The sequence below is a fragment of the Streptosporangium sp. NPDC004379 genome, assembly GCF_042873875.1.
In the GTDB taxonomy this organism is placed as follows: domain Bacteria; phylum Actinomycetota; class Actinomycetes; order Streptosporangiales; family Streptosporangiaceae; genus Streptosporangium.
This window is the reverse complement of sequence record NZ_JBIAMC010000007.1, coordinates 203591-223158: the sequence shown is the minus strand read 5'-3', so window position 1 is coordinate 223158 and position 19568 is coordinate 203591. Positions and strand designations below refer to the sequence as shown.

The 19568-nt window shown below is 72.5% G+C and carries 17 protein-coding genes; 11 read left to right on the top strand and 6 right to left on the bottom strand.

Translation table 11 applies throughout. The features are described from left to right. The first annotated feature begins 129 nt into the window (after positions 1 to 129). The 4 genes from ACFYSC_RS17725 to ACFYSC_RS17710 all read left to right on the top strand — a co-directional run bounded on the left by ACFYSC_RS17725 (position 130) and on the right by ACFYSC_RS17710 (position 3875). Entirely contained in the window at positions 130 to 900 is a 771-nt protein-coding gene (locus tag ACFYSC_RS17725; RefSeq protein WP_389962263.1) for an NAD(P)H-binding protein, read from the top strand. 133 nt (positions 901 to 1033) lie between these two features. Then, positions 1034 to 1654: a helix-turn-helix domain-containing protein gene (locus ACFYSC_RS17720; RefSeq protein WP_389962260.1), complete on the top strand. Its 621-nt coding sequence runs from the start codon at positions 1034 to 1036 to the stop codon at positions 1652 to 1654. Continuing rightward, the gene (locus tag ACFYSC_RS17715) at positions 1651 to 3006 is read left to right on the top strand and encodes an MFS transporter (protein ID WP_389962257.1); all 1356 of its coding nucleotides are present in this window, start codon (positions 1651 to 1653) and stop codon (positions 3004 to 3006) included. The genes ACFYSC_RS17720 and ACFYSC_RS17715 overlap by 4 nt, the downstream gene beginning before the upstream one ends. Positions 3007 to 3167: 161 nt before the next feature. Next, a complete protein-coding gene (locus ACFYSC_RS17710) occupies positions 3168 to 3875 on the top strand; it encodes an SDR family oxidoreductase (RefSeq protein ID WP_389962254.1) in 708 nt (235 codons plus the stop codon). Positions 3876 to 3974: 99 nt separating this feature from the next. On the opposite strand, the gene ACFYSC_RS17705 is transcribed toward ACFYSC_RS17710, so the two are convergent. Both ACFYSC_RS17705 and ACFYSC_RS17700 read right to left on the bottom strand, forming a co-directional pair. Further along, entirely contained in the window at positions 3975 to 4547 is a 573-nt protein-coding gene (locus ACFYSC_RS17705) for a 2'-5' RNA ligase family protein (RefSeq protein WP_389962251.1), read from the bottom strand. 65 nt (positions 4548 to 4612) lie between these two features. After that, positions 4613 to 5827, bottom strand: a complete 1215-nt coding sequence (locus tag ACFYSC_RS17700) for a hypothetical protein (protein WP_389962248.1) — start codon at positions 5825 to 5827, stop codon at positions 4613 to 4615. A 403-nt stretch (positions 5828 to 6230) separates the two neighbouring features. Between ACFYSC_RS17700 and ACFYSC_RS17695 the strand changes: the two genes are divergently transcribed. Next, on the top strand, positions 6231 to 6524 hold the full coding sequence (locus tag ACFYSC_RS17695; RefSeq protein ID WP_389962245.1) for a hypothetical protein: 294 nt from the start codon (positions 6231 to 6233) through the stop codon (positions 6522 to 6524). Between the two features lie 375 nt (positions 6525 to 6899). On the opposite strand, the gene ACFYSC_RS17690 is transcribed toward ACFYSC_RS17695, so the two are convergent. Then, entirely contained in the window at positions 6900 to 7703 is an 804-nt protein-coding gene (locus ACFYSC_RS17690) for an aminotransferase class IV family protein (protein WP_389962242.1), read from the bottom strand. A 118-nt stretch (positions 7704 to 7821) separates the two neighbouring features. On the opposite strand from ACFYSC_RS17690, the gene ACFYSC_RS17685 reads away from it, so the two are divergent. After that, complete coding sequence (locus ACFYSC_RS17685) at positions 7822 to 8166, top strand: MerR family transcriptional regulator (RefSeq protein WP_389962239.1); 345 nt, start codon at positions 7822 to 7824, stop codon at positions 8164 to 8166. 156 nt (positions 8167 to 8322) lie between these two features. On the opposite strand, the gene ACFYSC_RS17680 is transcribed toward ACFYSC_RS17685, so the two are convergent. Beyond that, positions 8323 to 8613 carry a hypothetical protein gene (locus ACFYSC_RS17680; protein WP_389962236.1) on the bottom strand — a complete coding sequence of 97 codons (291 nt, stop codon included), beginning with the start codon at positions 8611 to 8613 and terminating at the stop codon, positions 8323 to 8325. A 137-nt stretch (positions 8614 to 8750) separates the two neighbouring features. Continuing rightward, positions 8751 to 9203 (bottom strand): carboxymuconolactone decarboxylase family protein, encoded by a 453-nt coding sequence (locus tag ACFYSC_RS17675; protein ID WP_389962233.1) that lies wholly within the window; start codon positions 9201 to 9203, stop codon positions 8751 to 8753. Between the two features lie 113 nt (positions 9204 to 9316). Here ACFYSC_RS17675 and ACFYSC_RS17670 point away from each other — a divergent pair, with 113 nt between their 5' ends. The 5 genes from ACFYSC_RS17670 (at position 9317) to ACFYSC_RS17650 (ending at position 16213) form a co-directional block, all read left to right on the top strand. Then, positions 9317 to 12109, top strand: coding sequence for a BTAD domain-containing putative transcriptional regulator (locus ACFYSC_RS17670; protein ID WP_389962231.1), 2793 nt, complete (start codon positions 9317 to 9319; stop codon positions 12107 to 12109). A 141-nt stretch (positions 12110 to 12250) separates the two neighbouring features. Next, positions 12251 to 12802 carry a phospholipase gene (locus tag ACFYSC_RS17665; RefSeq protein ID WP_389962228.1) on the top strand — a complete coding sequence of 184 codons (552 nt, stop codon included), beginning with the start codon at positions 12251 to 12253 and terminating at the stop codon, positions 12800 to 12802. 307 nt (positions 12803 to 13109) lie between these two features. Then, a complete protein-coding gene (locus tag ACFYSC_RS17660) occupies positions 13110 to 14093 on the top strand; it encodes a BtrH N-terminal domain-containing protein (protein WP_389962225.1) in 984 nt (327 codons plus the stop codon). Positions 14094 to 14342: 249 nt separating this feature from the next. Then, positions 14343 to 15341 carry an ATP-binding cassette domain-containing protein gene (locus ACFYSC_RS17655; RefSeq protein ID WP_389962222.1) on the top strand — a complete coding sequence of 333 codons (999 nt, stop codon included), beginning with the start codon at positions 14343 to 14345 and terminating at the stop codon, positions 15339 to 15341. Next, a complete protein-coding gene (locus tag ACFYSC_RS17650) occupies positions 15338 to 16213 on the top strand; it encodes an ABC transporter permease (RefSeq protein ID WP_389962219.1) in 876 nt (291 codons plus the stop codon). The genes ACFYSC_RS17655 and ACFYSC_RS17650 overlap by 4 nt, the downstream gene beginning before the upstream one ends. Positions 16214 to 16240: 27 nt before the next feature. Here the strand turns inward: ACFYSC_RS17650 and ACFYSC_RS17645 are convergent, their stop codons facing one another. After that, entirely contained in the window at positions 16241 to 19429 is a 3189-nt protein-coding gene (locus ACFYSC_RS17645) for an ATP-binding protein (protein ID WP_389962216.1), read from the bottom strand. Between the last annotated feature and the right edge of the window lie 139 nt (positions 19430 to 19568).

Below are 19568 nucleotides of genomic sequence, written 5' to 3'. Positions count from 1 at the left end.
GTCGCGTTCAGGAGCGGAGGGCCGAGACGGGGTCTCCGCCCGGAAAACGATCCGCCCGGAAAACGAGTGGCGACGCGCCTCCCGCCGGGAGTTCACTGAGGGCCCGCCGCACGCAGAGGGAGTCCTCCGTTGATCGCAGTCTCGGCCGCCTCGGGCGCGCTCGGCCGCCTCGTCATCGCTCACCTGCGCACCCGGACGGAGGTGACCGCCGTGGTGCGCGACCCCGGACGGGCCCCCGAGGGCGTCCCGGTACGGCGCGGCGACTACGACGACCCGGCGAGCCTGCGTGAGGCCTTCGACGGGATCGGCCGCCTGCTGCTGATCTCGTCCCCGGAGCTCGACACCGCCCGCAGGACCGGGCAGCACCTGGCCGCCGTGGCCGCCGCGAAGGACGCCGGCGTCGGCGCCGTCGTCTTCACCAGCTTCCTGGGGGCCGACACCGCCGCCACCGGCCTGACCGAGGCGTACCACGCCACCGAACAGGCCATCCTCGGCAGCGGCCTGCCGTACACGATCCTGCGGCACCCCTTCTACGGCGACGCGTTCGTCCCGCGGGTCTCCGGCGGGGAGTTGACCGCGAGCACCGGGGGGCGCGGCCTGAACACCGCGTTCCGGTCGGATCTGGCCGAGGCGGCCGCGAACGTGTTGACGGGCGAGGGGCATCTGGGCCGGGCGTACGACCTCACCGGCCCGCTGTGGAGCCACCCGGAGGTGGCGGAGGCGCTGGGGGTGCCGTACCGGGAGGTCCCGGACGCCGGTCCGGCCGCCATGAGCTGGATCAACGCCCAGGTGCGCGCGGGTGCGCTGGAACGGCAGACCCCCGACCTGGAGAAGGTGCTCGGCAGGCCCGCGGAGACGGTCGTCTCCCGCGCCCTGGAACTGCACGGCGCACCGCGCTGACCGCCGCGCATGTCATGCCGGCCGGCCGGTGACGATGCCGCCGGCCGTCCGGTCCGGAATCACTTGCCGGTGTGCCCCGGACATATATACAAGAGACATTGCACAATGACTCTTGTGCATTTACGGTGGGGTGATGCGTGATCATCAGACGAGCGGTACGGCGGACGGGACGCCGGAAGCCCGCGCGGCGGACGAAGTACACGAGGTGCGCGAGGTGCGCGACTCGAAGGTGCTGGCCGCGATGTCCCACCCGCTGCGCCGGCGCCTGCTGGACATCCTGCGGGTGGACGGCCCCTCCACGGTGTCCGTGCTCGCCGGAAGGACCGGGCAGGCCGTCGGCAACATCAGCCATCACCTGAAGGTCCTCGCCGCGGGCGAGCTGGTGGAGGAGGTCCCCGAGCTCGCCCGCGACCGCCGGGAACGCTGGTGGCGCAGATCGCCGGGCGTCCTCAGCTGGTCGTCGGCGGACTTCCCCGACGACCCCGTGGCGGCGGCGGCCGAGTCCCTGGTCCTGGAGCGGCAGACCGCCCTCGTCCGGCAGTGGTTCGCCGAGCGTGAGAACCACCCCGAGCCGTGGCGGCGGGCCGCGTTCACCACCGACCACTGGGCGAGGTTGTCGGTCGCCGAGCTCGCCGAGCTGGAGGAGAAGGTCTTCGCCCTGCTGTCCTCACTGGCGGACCGGGAGATCCCCGACGACGGGCAGGAACGCGAGCTCGTCTTCCTGTCCGTCCGCGCCGTTCCCGGGCAGCCGTGACCGCGGCGGCCGCCACGCAGGCCGTACGGAACGGTCCGCCGAGGACGCGCGACTTCCGGCTGCTGTGGATCGGCGAGACGACGAGCATGCTCGGCAGCGCCGTCGCCGGTGTGGCGCTCCCGCTGGTCGCCGTGGTGACGCTGCGCGCCGGGACCTTCGCCGTCGGCCTGCTGACCGCGGCCGCCTGGCTGCCGTGGCTGCTGGTCGGACTGCCCGCGGGTGCGTGGGTGGACCGCCTGCCGAAACGGCCGGTGATGCTGGCGTGCAACACCGTCTCGATGGCGGTGTTCGCGAGCGTGCCGGTCGCGGCGTGGTCCGGCGTGCTCACGATGACGCACCTGCTCGTGGCGGCCATCGTGGGCGGTGTGGCGAAGGTGTTCTTCAACCTCGCCTACCGCGCATACCTCCCCGCCCTGGTCGGAGACGAGCGGCTGCTCGCGGCCAACACCAGGCTCCAGGGCGGCGAGTCGGCCGCCCAGGTCGCCGGCCCGGGGCTGGCGGGGCTGCTCGCCCAGGGCTTCGGCGCGGTCAGCGGCGTGCTGGCCGACGCGCTCAGCTTCGGCGTCGCCGTACTGTGCCTGCGCTCCATCCGCACACGCGAAACATGCCGGGACGGCACGGCAGGCGAGCCGCGCCGAGGTGGCGGGGGAAACGAGCCGCGCCGGGACGGCACGGCGAGCGGAGCGTACGGGGGCGGTACGGCGAGGCGGCGGCTGCGCGCGGAGATCCGCGACGGGCTGCGGTTCGTCGTGGGTGACCCGTACCTGCGCACACTCACCGTCTTCAGCGCGCTGTCCAACATCGCACTCATGGGCTACCAGTCGATCCAGGTCGTGTTCCTGACCCGCGACCTCGGCGCCCAGCCCGGACAGGTGGGCCTGGTGCTGGCCCTGGCCGGCGCGGGCGGCCTGCTGGGGGCGGCGCTGGCCGGCCGGATCGCCGCCCGGTTCGGGACGGCGCGGGGGTTCCTGCTGTGCGAGGCGTTCGCCGCGCCGATGCTGCTGCTCGGCCCGGCCGGCAGTGGCGGCACGGGCCTGGTGCCCTTCACCGCCGCCGGTTTCGGCGCGGGCGCGGGCATCGTCGCCTCGAACATCCTGACCTCCACCTTCCGCCAGCGGTACTGCCCGGCGGAGCTGTTCGGGCGGATCACCGCGAGCACGTCGGCGCTGAACTACGGCGCGATCCCCCTCGGCGGGCTGCTGGGCGGCGTGCTGGGGGAGGCGGTCGGCGTCCGCGGGACCATGTGGCTGATGGCCGCCGTCCAGCTCCTCTCCATCATCGTCCTGCTGCTCGGCCCGCTCCGCCCCCTGCGCGACTTCCCCACACGCCCGCCGACGCCCAGCCGTCCATGACCGGCCCCGCATCTCCTCCGCCCGGTCAGTGAGTACGGGACCGGTGTTCCGACGACATCGCAGATGTCTCATCTGGGGGAGCGGCCTCTCCGGCCTTTCTGATGGGATCCTTGAAACCATGGCTGACGAGGGGAAGACTTCTCCCGGTGATGGCCCCATCGATGGCGTCTGCCGACCGGCTGCCGCTCGACGTTCGCGACCGTACGGCCGTGGCCGCTCTGATCGGCGAGTTCGGCCCCGATGTCGTCGTCAACGCGGCCTTCCGCCAATCGGACTGGGTGACGACGGCCATGGGCGCCGCTCATGTGGCCGTCGCGGCCTCCGGGAACGGCGGACGTCTGGTGCACGTGTCCAGCGACGCCGTCTTCTCCGGTGAGGCGGTCACCTATACCGAGGACTGCGTTCCCGATCCGGTCACCCCGTACGGAGCGGCGAAGGCGGCCGCGGAGACGGCCGTGCAGGTGATCGACTCCACCGCAGTGATCGCACGGACGTCTCTGATCATCGGTGACGGCGGGTCTCCCCATGAGGACCTGGTGCGCTCGCTGGCCGCAGGCCGCAGGGACGGGGTGCTGTTCACCGACGACATGCGCTGTCCTGTGCATGTCCGTGACCTGTCAGCGGCTCTCCTGGAGCTCGCGAGCTCCGATCGCGCGGGGATCCACCACGTGGCCGGGGCGGACGCGGTGAGCCGGTACGAGCTGGGATGTCTCATCGCACGGCGTGACGGATTCGATCCGGCCCGGTTGCCGACCGGCCGGCGCGCCGACACCGGCCTGCCCGGGCCGGTCGATGTGCGACTGGACTGCGGTCTGACTCGGCGGCATCTGCGGACCAGGCTGCGTGGTGCGCGAGAGTTCATGAAATAGCCTGCGATGCCCTTCGCCGCCTCGCCGATCCGGCGAGTCGCCTATCAAGATCTCTTCTGGTTGTACAACCGGTCTGAAGCCGCTCGGTTCCCGTCCCCGTCAGAGGGCGTCACCTTCGCCGAGTAGGAGTGCGGAGCCGACGTGCTGCCAGTCCCACAGGCGTTCGGGGCCGTGCTGGATGACGAGGCTGACGGAGTCGAGCGTGAGCTCACGCGGAGGGAGGCACGTTTCCAGGGCTTCGATCAGCGGGGCGGCGGGCTGGTCGGCGGTGCTGTAGGCGATGGTGGCGTGGGGGGTCCAGGGAGCGGCGCCTCCGGTGTGTGCTTGACGGCCGGTGACGGTTTCGGCGGCGGTCTGGACGGCGTCGCGGATGGGTTTCAACTCGGAGGCGGACTCGACGCCGAGCATGATCGCTTGTGGGTGATAGAGGATGCGGCCCAGCGTCACGGTGACGGGTGGCACGTCTGCAAGCAGGCGTGATACCTCGGTGAGCATCGTGTGTCCCTGGTCGAGAGAGACGCTGCCGGTCGGGCCGACGACGAGTGCGGTCATGTGCAGCCACTTGGCGGGTGTGTAGTGCAGGCCGGAGAAGGGAGCGAGCCGGTCCCGTGCTTCCTGAGCCATCGCGCGGACCTGCGGATAACGGCCGATGAGCAGGTGCCAGTAGAACACGCCTTCACCCGGCCGGGGCTCTGGCCGATGAGCCCAGCGGTCTTCCATCCGGGCGGGGAGGGGGCTCATGCGCTCTCCGTGACGGGTTCATCCGGTAGCGCGGCGGCCTTGAAATCGCGGATCTGTTGTCTGAGTCGTACGGCGTCGGCACTGTCGGCGAAACGGGAACGGGCAAGCCGATGGGACAGGTCCTCCAGATAGCCGGTGACCGTGGTCAGACGTAGCTCGGGCGGCATGGCCAGGACGGGTGTGGTCTCGTGGATGACTCCGGCCAGGTCGTCCTTGAGTAGATGGGCGATGCTCGCGGTGACTCTGATCTGTGCCCAGTTGGCGGGGGCGGGCCGGTCACCCGCGGCCGTCGCCTGGTCGGTGTGGGCGACCGTTCGCAGGGCACCGTCCGGATCTCCGGTTCGTACGGCCACCGCGAGGCTGAAGAGCGTCCGCCGGGGCGCGGGGAAGGACCAGACAGAGCGGGTAGAGTCCGCTGTTCTCCCTGAAACATTGGGCATGTCGGCACGGTGGGCGGCCTCACGGGCTCGCCCGGCGTCTCCGAACAGGGCCGCGGAGTTGGCCTCATACCATGCGAGCTGCTGTTTCATCGGGCCTGCAGGGGTGGCGTCGTATCCGCGCCGGGCGAGGTCGGCGGCCTCGATGTAGCGGCCCTGCCATCGCGCCGTCTTGGCACGCGCGTACCAGGCGGGCCCGGGATTGGAACCGGCTTCTTCGGCGAGCCGGACGGCGAGCCGACCGTACTCTTCGGCTGCCTGGTCGCGGTCGATGTCACCGAGCAGTACGGCGGCGTGGGCGATCAGGTCGGCGTCGATCCGCAACAGATCCCGCGTCTGGCGGAATCCGAGGTCACGTCTGTCAATCAGGTCACGGACCTGACGATGTACGCGTCTGACATGACACAGCAGGTTCCTGGGAGGGACCTCGGTGTGTGCGTCGGCCATGGATGCCGCCGCCTGTTCGATTTCCCCGATGGCATCGGCGTGACGGCTGCCCCGATTCAGCCAGGCCATGATGTCCGCGATCTCGTCGATCTCCGGCGACGCGTCTCGGATGAAGGGCGTGGATCTTTGGGCCATCCCCGCCTTATCTCGTTGTGAGCGTATGAAACCCAGTTCATCCGGTGACAGACCGGTGAGCTGAGTCAGGGCCAACCGGTACGGCGTACTCGGCCACTTGACCTCTCCGGTCTCCCAACGGCGGATCCGCTCCTCGTCACACGCCAAGCGTTCGGCGATGCCCGTCGCCGTGGTGTTGATCCGCTCAGCCATCTCCACACGCGTAAGCCGGTGGGCACTCCGCCAGGCCCGCAACAGGGCATTGGGCGCCTTCTGTGACATGAAGGACCTTCCTCTCGGCGAGGGGGTCGGGGAGGGGGGCATGCGGGGGTCCCTTGACGTCCCGGCCAACGGTGGACTTGTCATCAGGCAATCACGGTACGTCAACCCACGTCCGGCCGCAGGGGACGCGGATCACAACGAGGGGATGGCCGGCGGCGACTCGGTCGGAGGGGAACAGGGAGACATGCCCCTGCTCTGCGTGCCGGGGACGTGGAACCCCATTCGGCTCGCGCCGTGCGCTCGTCCTCGAAGGGAGCAGTGATGACCACGACAGGTATGGAGAACAGGAATGTCTGGATCGCCTCGCGGGCGGCCGGGCCGGAGGGAGCGTCGGATGAATCCGATCATGCAGGCCACTGCGGCCTTCACCGAGTACCAGCGTCGGCAGCGCGAGGTGTTCGCGCTCACCCGGTTGCGCGATGAGCTGCTGAAGCACGGCATCCATGCCGAGCTGCGTGACGACGACAGTGCCCTGATGGTCCACCGTCCCGGCGGTGCCGGTCTTCCGGTGTGGGTGTTCGTCGGGTACGGCGGGGCCTACTACTCCTGGCGGTCCGCGGAGAAGCGTCACCCGGTGAGCGACCTTCAGGGCGCCGCACAGGTCTTGGCCGACTACGTCGGTCGCTGAGACGGGCACGGCGAGGCGGAAAGTCCGCCGGCAAGGAGGGAGCCGGAAGGGCGTTACCCCTTCCTCGCCGTGTCCCCTAGCTCCCCGGCGGACAGTAGAGCACGGTCGCGCGGCCCACCCCCTGTCCGCGCGTCTTTCCCCCGTCTCTCCTGCCTGCCGGGGCCGCTCCACAGTCGATCACTGCATATGCGAGACGCGCGACCGCGTTTCGGGGTGCAGGCTCCGGGAGCGCGGCCACCGGGAACGACGTTCACTCTCTCCTGGGGCCGCCCGGCCGGCCGTGACCGGCCTCGTGTGCCGCCAGGCCGGTCGACATCGGTGAGTCCGGCGGATGGTGGTGGACGGCCTCATCGGGAGAGACGGCCGGACGGGCACTCACGGCGAGACGAGTGGTTCGGACTCGTAGGCCCGGTGCAGCAGTTCCATGAAGGACGGCGCGTCGGGCAGGGACACGGCGCCGATCCGGCGCACCGCCACTCCTGGGGTCCACGAGTTCATGACCACGGCCCCCGCCAGTGTCGGCAGGTCGGCGGGCGTGACCTCCCGGACGCGCTGGGGCACGCCGAGGTGGTCCAGCCGCCGGCGGACGATGCCCATCGTGATCCCGTCCAGCACCTCGGCCTCGGGCCACACCACGGCGGTGCCGTCCCAGAAGGCCAGGTTCCAGATCGTCGCCTCGCTGAGCCGCCCCCGGCGGTCGACGAAGGCGGCGTCGTCGAAGCCCTGATCGACGGCCTGGCGGAGGAGGTACGTCTTGGCCACCTCGCCGACGTGCTTCACGGCGGGAAGGAAGCGCTCGTGCTCGACCATCGCCAGCGCGAGCGGCGCCCAGGGGCCGGACACGGCCGGCCTGGTGCGCACCAGCACTTCGAGCGGCACATCGGCTCCCGCCGTCGTGAACTCGCCCGTGGGGGAGTACACCGTGGCCGTCAGCGAGAGGTCGGCCGGCCCGGCCTGCACCGCCGCTCGCAGGCACGCCCGCACCCGGTCGTCGGGCAGTGCCCGGCCGAACAGCGTCACCGAGGCGGAGCGGAGGCGTTCCAGGTGCAGGTCGAGGCCCCGTACCCGGCTGTCGCGCACCTGCATGGCGGTGAAGTGGGCGTAACCCGCGAAGGCCAGCGGCGCCAGTTCGCCGGCGCTCGCCGTACGGCCGTCAAGGTGGGCGACGAAGGACGACATGAGGTGCTCCAGCGGTGCGAGACGAAACGGATCGCGGGCGGTCCGTCCGGAATGCCCGCCCGTGGGACGACGTTAGGGCTTCGCATCAGTGTGAAGGTCAACCTTGGGAGCGGGTCGCATGCTGATCGGGGAGCTGTCCCGGCGCACCGGAGTCAGCACGCGGCTGCTGCGTTACTACGAGACGCAGGGGCTGCTCGATGCCGGGCGCGGGCCGAACGGCTACCGCCACTACGCCGACGACTCCGTGGTCACGGTGCGGCAGATCCGCGCCCTGCTGAGAGCGGGCCTGACCACCGAGGTGATCCGCATCGCGCTGCCGTGCGCGCGGGGCGAGCGCCCGGACTTCGACTGGTGCGCGGAGCTGTGGGACATCCTGAACGGGGAGCTGACGGCCATGGACGAGCGCATCGAGGGCCTCCAGCGCAGCCGCGGCGCCCTCGCGGACTTCCTGACGCGGCCCTGAGCCGTGGAGCCGTACGGCCGGCGCTTCCTCTCCCGGGACCAAGGCGATTCGTGGCGGACGAACGGCCGGATCCCGGCGGCGCCCCGGGCGCCGGGACGGCCGCGTGAGCGGTGTCCCGGCACCGGACGGTGAGGACCCGGCGAGGCCCGTGCGGTGTCAGCGCTCGTCGACGACCCGGCCGTTCAGGGCGGTGGCGTCCCTGGTGAGGGCCATGGTCAGCGGCGCCTCCGGGAAGGTGGGCAGCGCGGCGAACGCGGCGCCCATCTGCTCGGCGGTCTCCCAGTGCCAGGTGTCGGTGTAGGTGCCGTCCTCAAGGCGGACCAGCACGGTGCGGGTGAGCCCGGGGTGCCCCTCCCGGACGGTCGCGATCAGCGAGTTCCGGCGGGCGAGGAACTCCTCCAGGTCGGTGTCGGCGACGGAGTAGCGGTGCGAGCGGACGACGGACATGCCTGTGTCTCCTGTACGTGAGGGGTGGTTCGGTGGAGGGGGCCGCCCGTGCCGGGGTCTCTCGCGCGGGAACCCCGGGGCGGGCAGGCGGTCCTCCGGTTCTCCGGTTCAGGTGTCCCCCCGTGCGGGGGCGGGGTTCACCAGCTGCCGGCGACCTGCCGGATCGGGGCGTTCAGGCGGTTGAAGAGGTTGGTGACGGCGGTCATCAGCAGGATCGAGGCCATCTGCCGCTCGTCGAAGTGGGCGGTGGCGTTGTCCCAGATCTCGTCGGGGACGGCGTCGGTGCGGTCGGCCAGCCGGGTCGACGCCTCCGCCAGCTCCAGCGCGGCCCGCTCGGCGTCGGTGTAGTAGGGGGCCTCGCGCCAGGCGGACACCAGGCCGACGCGCTCGTCGCTCGCGCCGAGCTTGCGCAGGTTCTTGTAGCCGGTGTCGACGCAGAAGCTGCAGCCGTTGATCTGGCTGACCCGCAGGTGGATCATCTCCATGAGCTCCTGGGGGAGCCCCTGCGACTGGGCGGCCCGCATCAGCTCCATGATCGGCTTCATCGCGGCGGGGATGATCGTGGCGGGGTTCTTCATCCGGGCTTCCATCGTGTCTCCTCCGTCTCGGTCCGGGTGGGACCCTCGGTTCGTGTGAGATCAGGTTGTCCGACCGGGTTGATACATTCGCGATGCGCGCACGATGTGGTGATCATGGGGGGACGATGCTGCGGTTCACTCTTCTCGGCCCCGTCCAGGTGATCCACGACGGCGAACCCCTGACCGGCATCGCCCCGCGTCACCGCGCCGTGCTGGCCTACCTCCTGCTCAACGCCGGTCGTGTGATCGGCATCGAGCGGCTGATCGAGGCGATGTGGGGCCACGACCGGCCCGACACCGCCCGGTCGCAGATCCACGCCTCGATCACCGCGCTCCGCAGGGTGCTGCGCGGCGCGGGAGCCGCGGAGCTGCTCGAGACGCGTGCCGGCGGCTACGTCGCGCGGCCGGAGCCCGGGCAGGTCGACGCGCGGGAGTTCACCGGACTGGTGGCCGCGGGCGCGTTGCGCGAGGCCCTCGACCTGTGGGGCGGCGAGGCGCTGGAGGACGTGCACGCGCACTACGCCGACGGCGTCCGGGAGCTCTGGAACGACCGGCGCCTTTCGGCCTACGAGCGCCTGGTGGAGGACGAGCTCGCCGCCGGGCGGCACGGCGACCTGCTCGACGGGCTCGCCGCCCAGGTGGCCGTCAACCCGCTCCGCGAGAAGCTCAACGGCCATCTCGTCCTGGCCCTGCACCGGGCGGGACGGCAGGCCGACGCCCTCGCCGCGGCGCGCGCGTACCGTACGGCTCTCGCGGACGAACAGGGCCTCGACCCCGGGCACGCCTTCACCGAGCTGGAGCGGGCGGTCCTGGCGGACGACCCTGCCCTGCGCCTCGCCGGCACGGCTCCGGTCGTTCCCGGGCCGCCACGCCGCTCCACCTTCCTGCCCTACGACATCCCCGACTTCTCCGGGCGGGCCGCCGAGCTGGAGCGGCTCGTCGGCGAGCGGCGCGGGCCGGCGGTCGTCACGATCGACGGCATGGCCGGGATCGGCAAGACCACGCTCGCCGTCCACGCGGCCCACCGGCTGGCCGCCCGCTACCCGGACGGCCGGCTCTTCATCGACCTGCTGGCCCACACCGCGGGCCGGGAGCCGCTCGACGCCGCCTCCGCGCTGGAGGCGCTCCTCCGCCAGCTCGGGGTGCCCGCGGACCGCATCCCGGTCTCATCCGCCGAGCGGGGCGCCCTCTGGCGCGCCGAGCTGACGGGCCGCCGGGTGCTCGCCGTACTGGACAACGTCCTCGACGCCGAGCAGGTGCGTCCCCTTCTGCCGGGGCACTCCGACACCCTCGTCCTGGTCACCGGCAGGCGGCGGCTCGTCGACCTGGACGGCGCCCAGGCGCTCTCGGTCGACGTGCCGAGCGAGGAGGACGCCGCCGGGCTGTTCGAGCGGATCGTGGGCGAACGCGCCCGCCACGAGCCGGACGCCGTACGCGAGGTGCTGCGGCTCTGCGGGCGTCTCCCGCTGGCCATCCGGCTCTCGGCCGCCCGCCTCCAGCACCGGCCGCGCTGGACCGTCTCCTACCTGGCGGACCGGCTGCGGGAGCGCCGTCGGCTGCTGGACGGGGTGTCGGCGGCCTTCACCCTCTCCTACGAGCAGCTGGACGACGCCGAGCAGCGCATGTTCCGCCTGCTCGGGCTGGTGCCCGGTCGTGACATCGACGCCCGCGGCGCGGCCGCGCTGGCGGGAATCCCGGAGGACGAGGCGGAGGAGCTCCTCGAAGGTCTCCTCGACGCCCACATGATCCTGCAGCTCGAACCGGGCCGGTACACCTTCCACGACCTGCTCCGCGAGCACGCGCGCTCGATCGCCGAGGACGACGGAGCCGTCCTGCGGCTGCTCACCTACTACCTGCACCGCGCCCGCGCGGCGATGGACCTGCTCTTCCCCGACAGCCTGAGCGAGCGGGAGGGCATCCCCCGGCCGGACACCCCGATCGCGCCCGTCCGCGACGCCGCGGAGGCGATCGCCTGGCTCGACGCCGAGCGTTCCAACATCATCGCGACCGCCGTCCACGGGCCGGAGATCTGCCTCGGCATGCTGGCCCTGGCGATGCGCCCCTATCTGGACCGGCAGGCGCACCACGACGACGCGCTCACCCTCCACACCCTGTCACTCCGGCGCAGTCGTGCGCTCGGCCGCCGCGAGTTCGAGGCGCGGGCGCTCACCGACCTGGCGTGGACGCACTGGCGGCTCGGCGAGTACGAGCGGGCGGAGGAGCACGCGCACCAGGCCCTCGACGTGTGCGAGGAGACCGCCGAACGGGCTCGGGCCCTGCTCACCCTGGGCAACGTGGCCCTGCGGCGGAGGCAGGACGAACCGGCGGAACGGTACCTCAGGCAGGCGCTCGACCTCACCCGGATCGGCGCCGACACGTGGGGCGAGGCCCACGTGCTCGGCATCCTCGCCCTCGTCCTCGACCGGACGGGTCGTCCGCAGGAGGTCCGGCGCCACCTCGACCTGGCGCTGGAGCTCCACCGGAAGATCGGCAACCCGGCCGGGGAGGCGACGACCCTCGACCATCTCGGCGTCGTCCTGCGGCACCAGGGTGAGCTCGTCCGGGCGCGCACCCACCACGAGCAGGCCGCGGCTCTCCACCGAGGGTTCGGCGACACCGCCGGCGAGGCGTCCGCGCTCAACGGGCTGGCCGAGGCGGCGGGAGACCCGGTCCGGGCGGTGGAGGAGCACACGGCCGCGCTCGCCCTCGCCGACCTGACGCGCAACCGGCCGGAACAGGCGCGCGCCCACGACGGTCTGGCCCGCGCCCACCTCGCGCTCGGGGACCCGGCGCGGGCCCATGAGCACGCGCGGCTGGCCCTCGACCTGTACGGCGAGCTCCGGGTTCCGGAGGCCGAGGAGGTCCGCGCCCTCCTGGGACGCACCGGAGAGCCCGTACGGTCTTACGTCGAACTGTAAGTGCCGTAAACGGCCTTTGTTGACAAATGTTGACCTTGGTCTTGACGAAGATCCGTTCCGGTGCGCCGGGGAATTCCAGGCCATTCTGGGCGATGGCAGGATCCTGCCCGAGAGGTACCCCCCAGCCTGAGGCGGAGCCCCATGGTCAAACGAGCCCTCGCAACCGTCGCCCTCTCCCTCGTCGCGTCACTCGGGGCGGCACTGCCCGCCTACGCGGTGACACCGGAACAGAAGCTCGCCGCGCTTTCGAATTTCAGCCAGCCCACGTCGTCCAGCGCCACCGCCTGGCGCTCCGCCTGGCAGAACCAGGGGAGCTGGGCGGAGTACGCCTTCGACTGGTCGACCGACCTCTGCTCGGCGAGCCCCGATCAGCCGCTCGGCTTCGACTTCAGGATGCCGTGCCGGCGTCACGACTTCGGCTACCGCAACTACAAGGCGGTGGGTCAGTTCCCGGCGAACAAGTCGCGCATCGACGACTCGTTCTACTTCGACATGAAGCAGGTCTGCGCCGGCTACTCCACCATCCCCAGGAGCACCTGCAACGGCCTCGCCTGGAGCTACTACCAGGCGGTCAGGGAGTTCGGCACGCTCAACGTCACCCAGGCGCAGATCGAACGGATCCGCCAGGCCTCTGAGCAGGCCGCCCGGGAGGACCAGGCCTCTGAGCAGGCCGCCCGGGAGGACGGCGTCTGACCCTCCCGCCCCCGGGGACCACTCTCGCCCGCCTGCTCCCCGGGGGCGATGCCGTGCCGGCGAGGCCCGATCGCGGCCGGGGCGGCGGCCACGCGCGGAACCGGGAGGATCCCGGAGGCGATCAGGGCCCGGACCGGGAACCCCCGGTCCGGGCCCTCGCCGTCGGAGCGGGTGGGCGGGGCCGGCCTCGCCGATCCAGCTGGACTCTCCCCCTGTGGGAGATCCCATGATTGCCGCTGACGATCCTGGCCGCCGGCCAGGGAGGCGGCGGGCGCGCCGGTAGCCCGGTTGTCGAGGAGGGCGACGTATGACCATCGTGAAGGGCGTCGAGGCGCGTGACACGCACCACTGCGAGACGACGGCGCTGGGGGTGCTGCTGCGGCACGAGGGACTCGACCTGTCAGAGCCAATGCTGTTCGGGCTGGGCTCGGGCCTGTCCTTCGTCTACTGGGACGCCAAGGGCATGGAGTTCCCCTTCCTCGGAGGCCGCGTCAGGCCCTTCGAGCTCACCAGGAACCTGACCGCCAGGCTGGGACTGACCCTGGAGGTCAGGGAGACCGCCTCGCCGCGCAGGGCGTGGGAGAACGCGGCCGCCCCCGTCGACTCCGGCCGGCCGGTCGGCCTCCAGCTCGACTGCCACCACTTGGAGTACTTCCGGTCCAAGGTGCACTTCGGCGGCCACGTCGTCGCCATGTACGGCTACGACGAGCACGACGTGCATCTGGTGGACACCTGGCGGCAGGGCGGGGCGGTGCGCACCAGCCGGGCGAGTCTGGCCCTGGCGCGGGCCGAACGCGGCCCGATGACCGCCAGGAACCGGTCCTTCACCATCGCCCTGCCGGAGCGCCCGCCCCGCTGGCAGGACCAGGTCGTCCCCGCCGTCAGGGACTGCGCCGCCGCCTTCCTGTCCGCTCCCATCGCGAACCTCGGCCACCGGGGCATCGGGAAGGCCGCCGAGCGGGTGCCCGGATGGCTGCTGCGCGCGGGCGACCCGCGGCGGGACCTGCCGCAGGCGGCCGTCCTCATGGAGGAGGCCGGCACCGGCGGCTCCCTGTTCCGCGCTCTCTACCGCGACTTCCTCGGCGAGTGCGCCGAGCTGGTCGGCGACGCCGGCCTCCGCACCGGTCAGAGGCTGTACGCCGAGGCCGCCACCCTGTGGACGGACGTGGCCGCCCTGATCGCGAAGGCCGGGGAGAGCGGCGACGCGGGACATCTCGAACAGGCCGGGGTCATCCTCCGCGATCTCTCGCGCATCGAGGGGGACGCCATGGAGGTGCTGCGCCGGCTTTGACGCGCTCTCCGCCGGACGCCCGCGCGCGATCCCCGGCGGACGCCCGCGTTCGCCCGGCGGCGAGACCGCCGGGCGGGATCGAGGTCGCCGTCGCCGGCCGTGTCCGGGGCGCCGGAGCCGGTGAAACCGCCGGTCCGGTGATGAAACCGCCGGTCCGGCGGTGAAACCACCGTGAAGCCGCGGTGAAGCCGGCGACGCGGAAGCTCTTCTCCGAGGCCGGGAGGTACCCGGCGTCAGAGAGGAGACGTCATGGCGGACCTCGACGCCGTCCGGGCCGACGGCCTGGTCAAGGACTTCGGAGACTTCCGGGCCGTCGACGGAGTCGATCTCCACGTACGGCAGGGCGAGATCTTCGGGGTCCTGGGCCCCAACGGGGCGGGCAAGACCACCATGCTCCGGATGCTCGCCACCCTGCTCCCGATCGACGGCGGACACGCGGAGATCTTCGGTGTCGACGTCCGGCGGGAACCCCACCGCATCCGGCAGCTGGTGGGCGTCACCGGTCAGTACGCCTCGGTGGACGAGGACCTGACCGCCCGGGAGAACCTGCGGCTGTTCGCCCGCCTGCAGGGCCTGACGAGCACCCGGGCCAAGGCCGTCGCCGGTGACCTACTGGAGCGCTTCGGTCTCCAGGAGGCGGCCGACCGTCCCCTGGCCCACTTCAGCGGTGGTATGCGCCGCCGCCTGGACCTGGCGTCCAGCCTGATCACCCGCCCGCCCCTGATCTTCCTGGATGAGCCCACGACCGGCCTCGACCCGAGGACCCGAGGCCAGATGTGGGACACGATCCGCGAGCTGGTCACCGACGGCTCCACGATCCTCCTCACCACCCAGTACCTGGACGAGGCCGACCAGCTGGCCGGCCGCGTGGCCGTGATCGACCGGGGCCGGAAGGTCGCCGAGGACACTCCCGACGCCCTGAAGACCCAGGTCGGCGACTCGACCCTGCAGCTCGGCCTCGCGGACGGCTCCGACATCGCCCTGGCCGCGGACGTCGTCCGCCGGCTGCTGGCCGAGGAGCCGGTCCTGACCCCGGAGTCGGGACGCATGAACATCCCCCTGCCCGACCCCGACCGGGCCGCGGACGTCCTGATCGGCCTGCGGGAGGCGGGCATCGGCATCTCCTCGATGAGCGTCGCCAAGCCGACGCTGGACGAGGTCTTCCTGGCGCTGACCGGCCACGGCGCCGACGAACCCCGAACCGGCGAACCCCAGGCCGGCGAACCCCTCATGGAGGCGGCCCGATGACCACGAGCACCCCGGCCCCGGCGACCCTGACGACCCCGGCGACCCCCTCCGGCCGCGCCGCCCGGCGCGTCGACCCGGCCGCCGCGGTCGCCCGCACCACGTCCCACAGCTCGCTCCAGGAGACCGGGGTCCAGACCCTGTCCATGGCGTGGCGGGCGCTGAAGAAGATGCGCCGCAAGCCCGAGCAGTTCTTCGACGTCCTCATCCAGCCCCTGCTGTTCACCGCGATGTTCGCGTTCATCTTCGGCGGCGCGATCTCCGGCAGCGTGTCGGACTACCTCCCGGTGCTGATCCCCGGCATCCTCGCCCAGACCGCCCTGACCGTCTGCATGGCGACGGGCGTGCAGCTGCGTGAGGACATGGACAAGGGGGTCTTCGACCGCTTCAAGTCCCTGCCGATCGCGAGGATCGCCCCCCTGGCAGGCCCGATGATCGCCGATCTGATCCGTTACGGCATGGCGTCGGTCCTGACGCTCCTCACCGGCCTGCTCATCGGCTATCGTCCCGGCGGCGGCGTGTTCGGCTGCGTCGGGGGCATCGCGCTCACCGTGTTCGCGGGCTGGTCGCTGGCGTGGATCTTCACCTGGCTGGGCACGATGGCGCGTTCGGCGCAGAGCGTCCAGGGCATCTCGATGATGATCATGTTCCCGCTGACCTTCCTGTCCAACGCCTTCGTCCCCGCCGAGACGCTGCCCGGCTGGCTGGAGGCGTTCGTCAAGGTCAACCCGGTGTCGCACGTCGTCTCAGCGGTGCGCGACCTCTTCAACGACGGGGCCGTGACGGCCGAGGTCGGCTGGGCGGTCATCGGCTGCGTGGTCGTCATCGCGATCTTCGCTCCGCTGGCGGTCCGCTCCTACTCCCGCAAGATGTAGCCGGTGCCCGACCCCCGCTCCGGAGCGTCAGACCAGCCGCTCCAGGGCGGCACGGGCCTCGGCCAGCAGGTCGGGGCCGCGTCGTTCGCCGTACTCGGCGTCGATCCGGGAGAGGACGCCGGGAGCGACACGCTCGGCGTGCGCGGACAGCACCGCCCACCGCATCGTCGGGGTGAACCGGTTGTAGGCGAACCGGTCGGCGAGCACGAGCAGCCGGACGGCCTCCTCGGCGGGCATCGCCCCCTTCAGCAGGCCCCAGACGCCCAGCCCGGCGAGCACCATCCCGATCACCGGCAGGTCCGGGAAGACGTGGTCCGGCCGGAACGCGGCCAGGGCCTCGGTCCGCAACGACTCGAAGAGGTCCGCGCCGTCGTCGCCCTCGCCGTACTGCGCGAGCGCCGAGAGCGCGACGACCTCGCCCAGGACGGCCCACGGCGGGAAACCCCCCGGTGTGCCCGAGACGCGCAGGTTCCTGAGCGCCTCGGCGGTCTCGCGGTGCCGCCGCAGACCCTCGGCGACGTCGCCGTCGGCGAGGGCCAGCTCGGCCCGGGCGGCGGCGACCGACATGGTCTCGCCGTAGGCGCCCTGACAGGCGCCCCGGGAAGCCAGCGCCTCCAGCTCGTCGATCATCCGGGCGGCCTCGTCACGGCGCCCCTCGGAGAGCACCGTCATGGCGAAGGCGGCGCGGAGCTGGATGGCGTCCTCCAACGCCCCGAGGCGTTCGAGCACCGGGATCGCCTCGGCGGCATGCCCGGCCGCCGCCGCGGAGTCACCGAGATGCGCGTACATGCCGGCCAGCTGGGCGTGCAGCATCGCCCGGTGCCAGGGGCCGCCGCCGCCGTCGTCGCCGACGAGTTCGAGGGCGGCGCGGGCGGCCTCGATCGCGCCGACCGGGTCGCCGGCGTTCTCCCGGCCGTGACTCAGCCAGTGCAGCGCGATCCGGCGGGTCAGCGGATCGGGACCGGAGGCCAGTTCGTCCAGGCCGTGCTCGGGATCCGACACCATGGCGAGCAGCGCGGTCACCAGCGCCCGGACCGCCGGGTTCGCCGAGTCTGCTCCCAGCTCGGACAGCAGCCGGGCCGGCCCCTCGGCCTCCTCTGGGGAGGACATGACGATGCTGAACAGCGCCATGCTCAGGGCCATCCGGGCCGGGTCGAGGAGCCGGGGCGGAGGCGTCCAGCCGGCCAGGGCGGCGGCGACGGCCGGGCTGAGGACGATGCTGCGCGGATGGTCCCCGCGGATCGTCCAGTAGCCGCTCAGCGTGGAGAACAGCACCGTGACCGCTTCGGGGTCGGGCTCGGTGACGGCCTCGCGCAGGACGTCGGCGAGGTTCGTCTCCTCCGGACGCAGCCGGTCCATCGCGTCGACCTGCTCCGGCGAGTACAGCCGGACGCCGTGCCGGCCGGCGTACCCCACGGCCCACGCGCGTACGGCGGCGCGCGCCCCGGCGGTCTCGCCGGCCGCGTCCAGCCGCATCCGGCCGAACTCGCGCACCGTCTCCAGCATGCGGTAACGGATCCCGTCGGCCGTCTCCACGACGGTGAGCAGGGACTGCTCCACGAGTTCCTCGACATCCCCGAGGGCGTCACCGAGGGGGCCACCGGAGGCGTCACCGAGGGGGCCGCCTGGGACGTCGCCGGGGGCGTCGCAGCCGAGCACCTCCTCCGCCGCGTCGAGGGCGAAGCCGTCCGGGAAGGCCGAGAGGCGGCGCAGGGCCCGGCGCTCCCGCTCACCGAGGAGGTTCCAGGACCAGTCGATCACCGCCAGCAGCGTCTGGTGCCGGGAGGGGGCGCTCCGGTCGCCGCCGCGCAGCAGCGTGAACCTGTCCTCCAACCGGCGGGCGATCTCGGCCGGTGACATCACCCGCACCTTCGCGGCGGCCAGTTCGATCGCGAGGGGCAGGCCGTCCAGACGGGCCACGACGGCGTGCACGTCGCCGGTGTCGAGGCGCACGCCCGGCCGGGCCGCGGTCGCGCGGTCACGGAACAGCCGGGCGGCGTCACCGGTCCCCAGCTGGGGCAGCGGATAGACGCGTTCGGCGGCGATCGCCAGCGGCGAGCGGGTCGTGGTGAGGACGCGCAGCTCCCGCGTGGTCGCGGCCAGATAGGAGACCAGGTCGGCGACCGCCTCCACCAGGTGCTCGCAGTTGTCGAGCACCAGCAGCGCCGGGGCCAGGTCGAGCTGCTGGGCGATCCGGGCGCGGACGTCGGCGCGCTGCCGCGGGCTGAGCGTGCGGCGCCCGGTCACCGAGTCGCGGACACCGAGCGCCGACCCGACCTCGCCGACCAGGTCCTCGGGCGCGGTCACGCCGACCAGCTCGACGAAGTGCACCACCGGCTGCGGGGCCTCGCGGGCGACGGCGTGGGCGAGCCGGGTCTTGCCGAGCCCGCCCGGACCGAGGACTGAGACCACCCGGGAGGCGGCGAGCAGCGCCCGCACCCGCCGGAGGTCCTCGTCGCGGCCGAGCAGCGGGGTCGCGTCGAACCGCACACCGGCGCGCACGGGGCTGTCGAGTGCCAGCAGCTCGCGGTGGACCCGCCGCAGCTCCGGGCCCACGTCGGCGCCGATCCGGTCGCGAAGGTCCGACCGGTAGCGCTCGAAGCGGTCCAGCGCGGCGCCCGTTCCGCGCACCGCCGCCTCACTGTGCAGCAGGTCGGCGAGCAGTCCCTCGTCCTCGGGGCGGACGCGGACGGCCTCCTCCAGGCCGGGCAGGGCGGGGCCGTGGTCACCGCTCCGGCTCCGGGCCCGGGCGAGCACGACCCGCGCGGACGCCAGGTCGTGTTCCGCGCGGCGGCGCACTTCGGCCAGCGGGCCGCCTCCTTCGGGCGGCAGCGCCCCGGCTCCCAGCGTGAGCGCCTCCTCCGCCGCCGCGGCCGCCGCGGCGGGATTCCCGGCGAGCAGCGCCTCCGCCCGGCCCGCCAGAGCGTGCAGCCGGCCGGCGTCGATCCGGTCGGACGGAACCCCGAGCCGGTAGCCGGTCCCCTCCGTGACCAGCGACGCGGGCCCCATGACCGACCTGGTCCTGGACACCAGGACCTGCAGCGCCTTCGCGGGGTTGGCCGGCTCGCCGTCCCCCCACACCTCCGCGACGAGCCGGTCCGCGCTCACGGTCCGGCAGTCGAGCGCGAGGGCCGCGAGCAGAGCCTGAGCCCTCTCGCCGACCACCGGCCGTCCCTGCCACCGCACACCGTCGAGCAGGGTCAGGTGGATCGGCATGCCGTAAGTCTAGGCTTCGCCGGGCCGTCCACCCGTGCCTGTTTCCACCGATCCCGGTGGACCGGTCCGTTTGACGCAGATGAGCCCTCCCGCGACCGCCCGCCGGTCGGCGGGGAAGCGTACGGTGAGGACCTGCGAA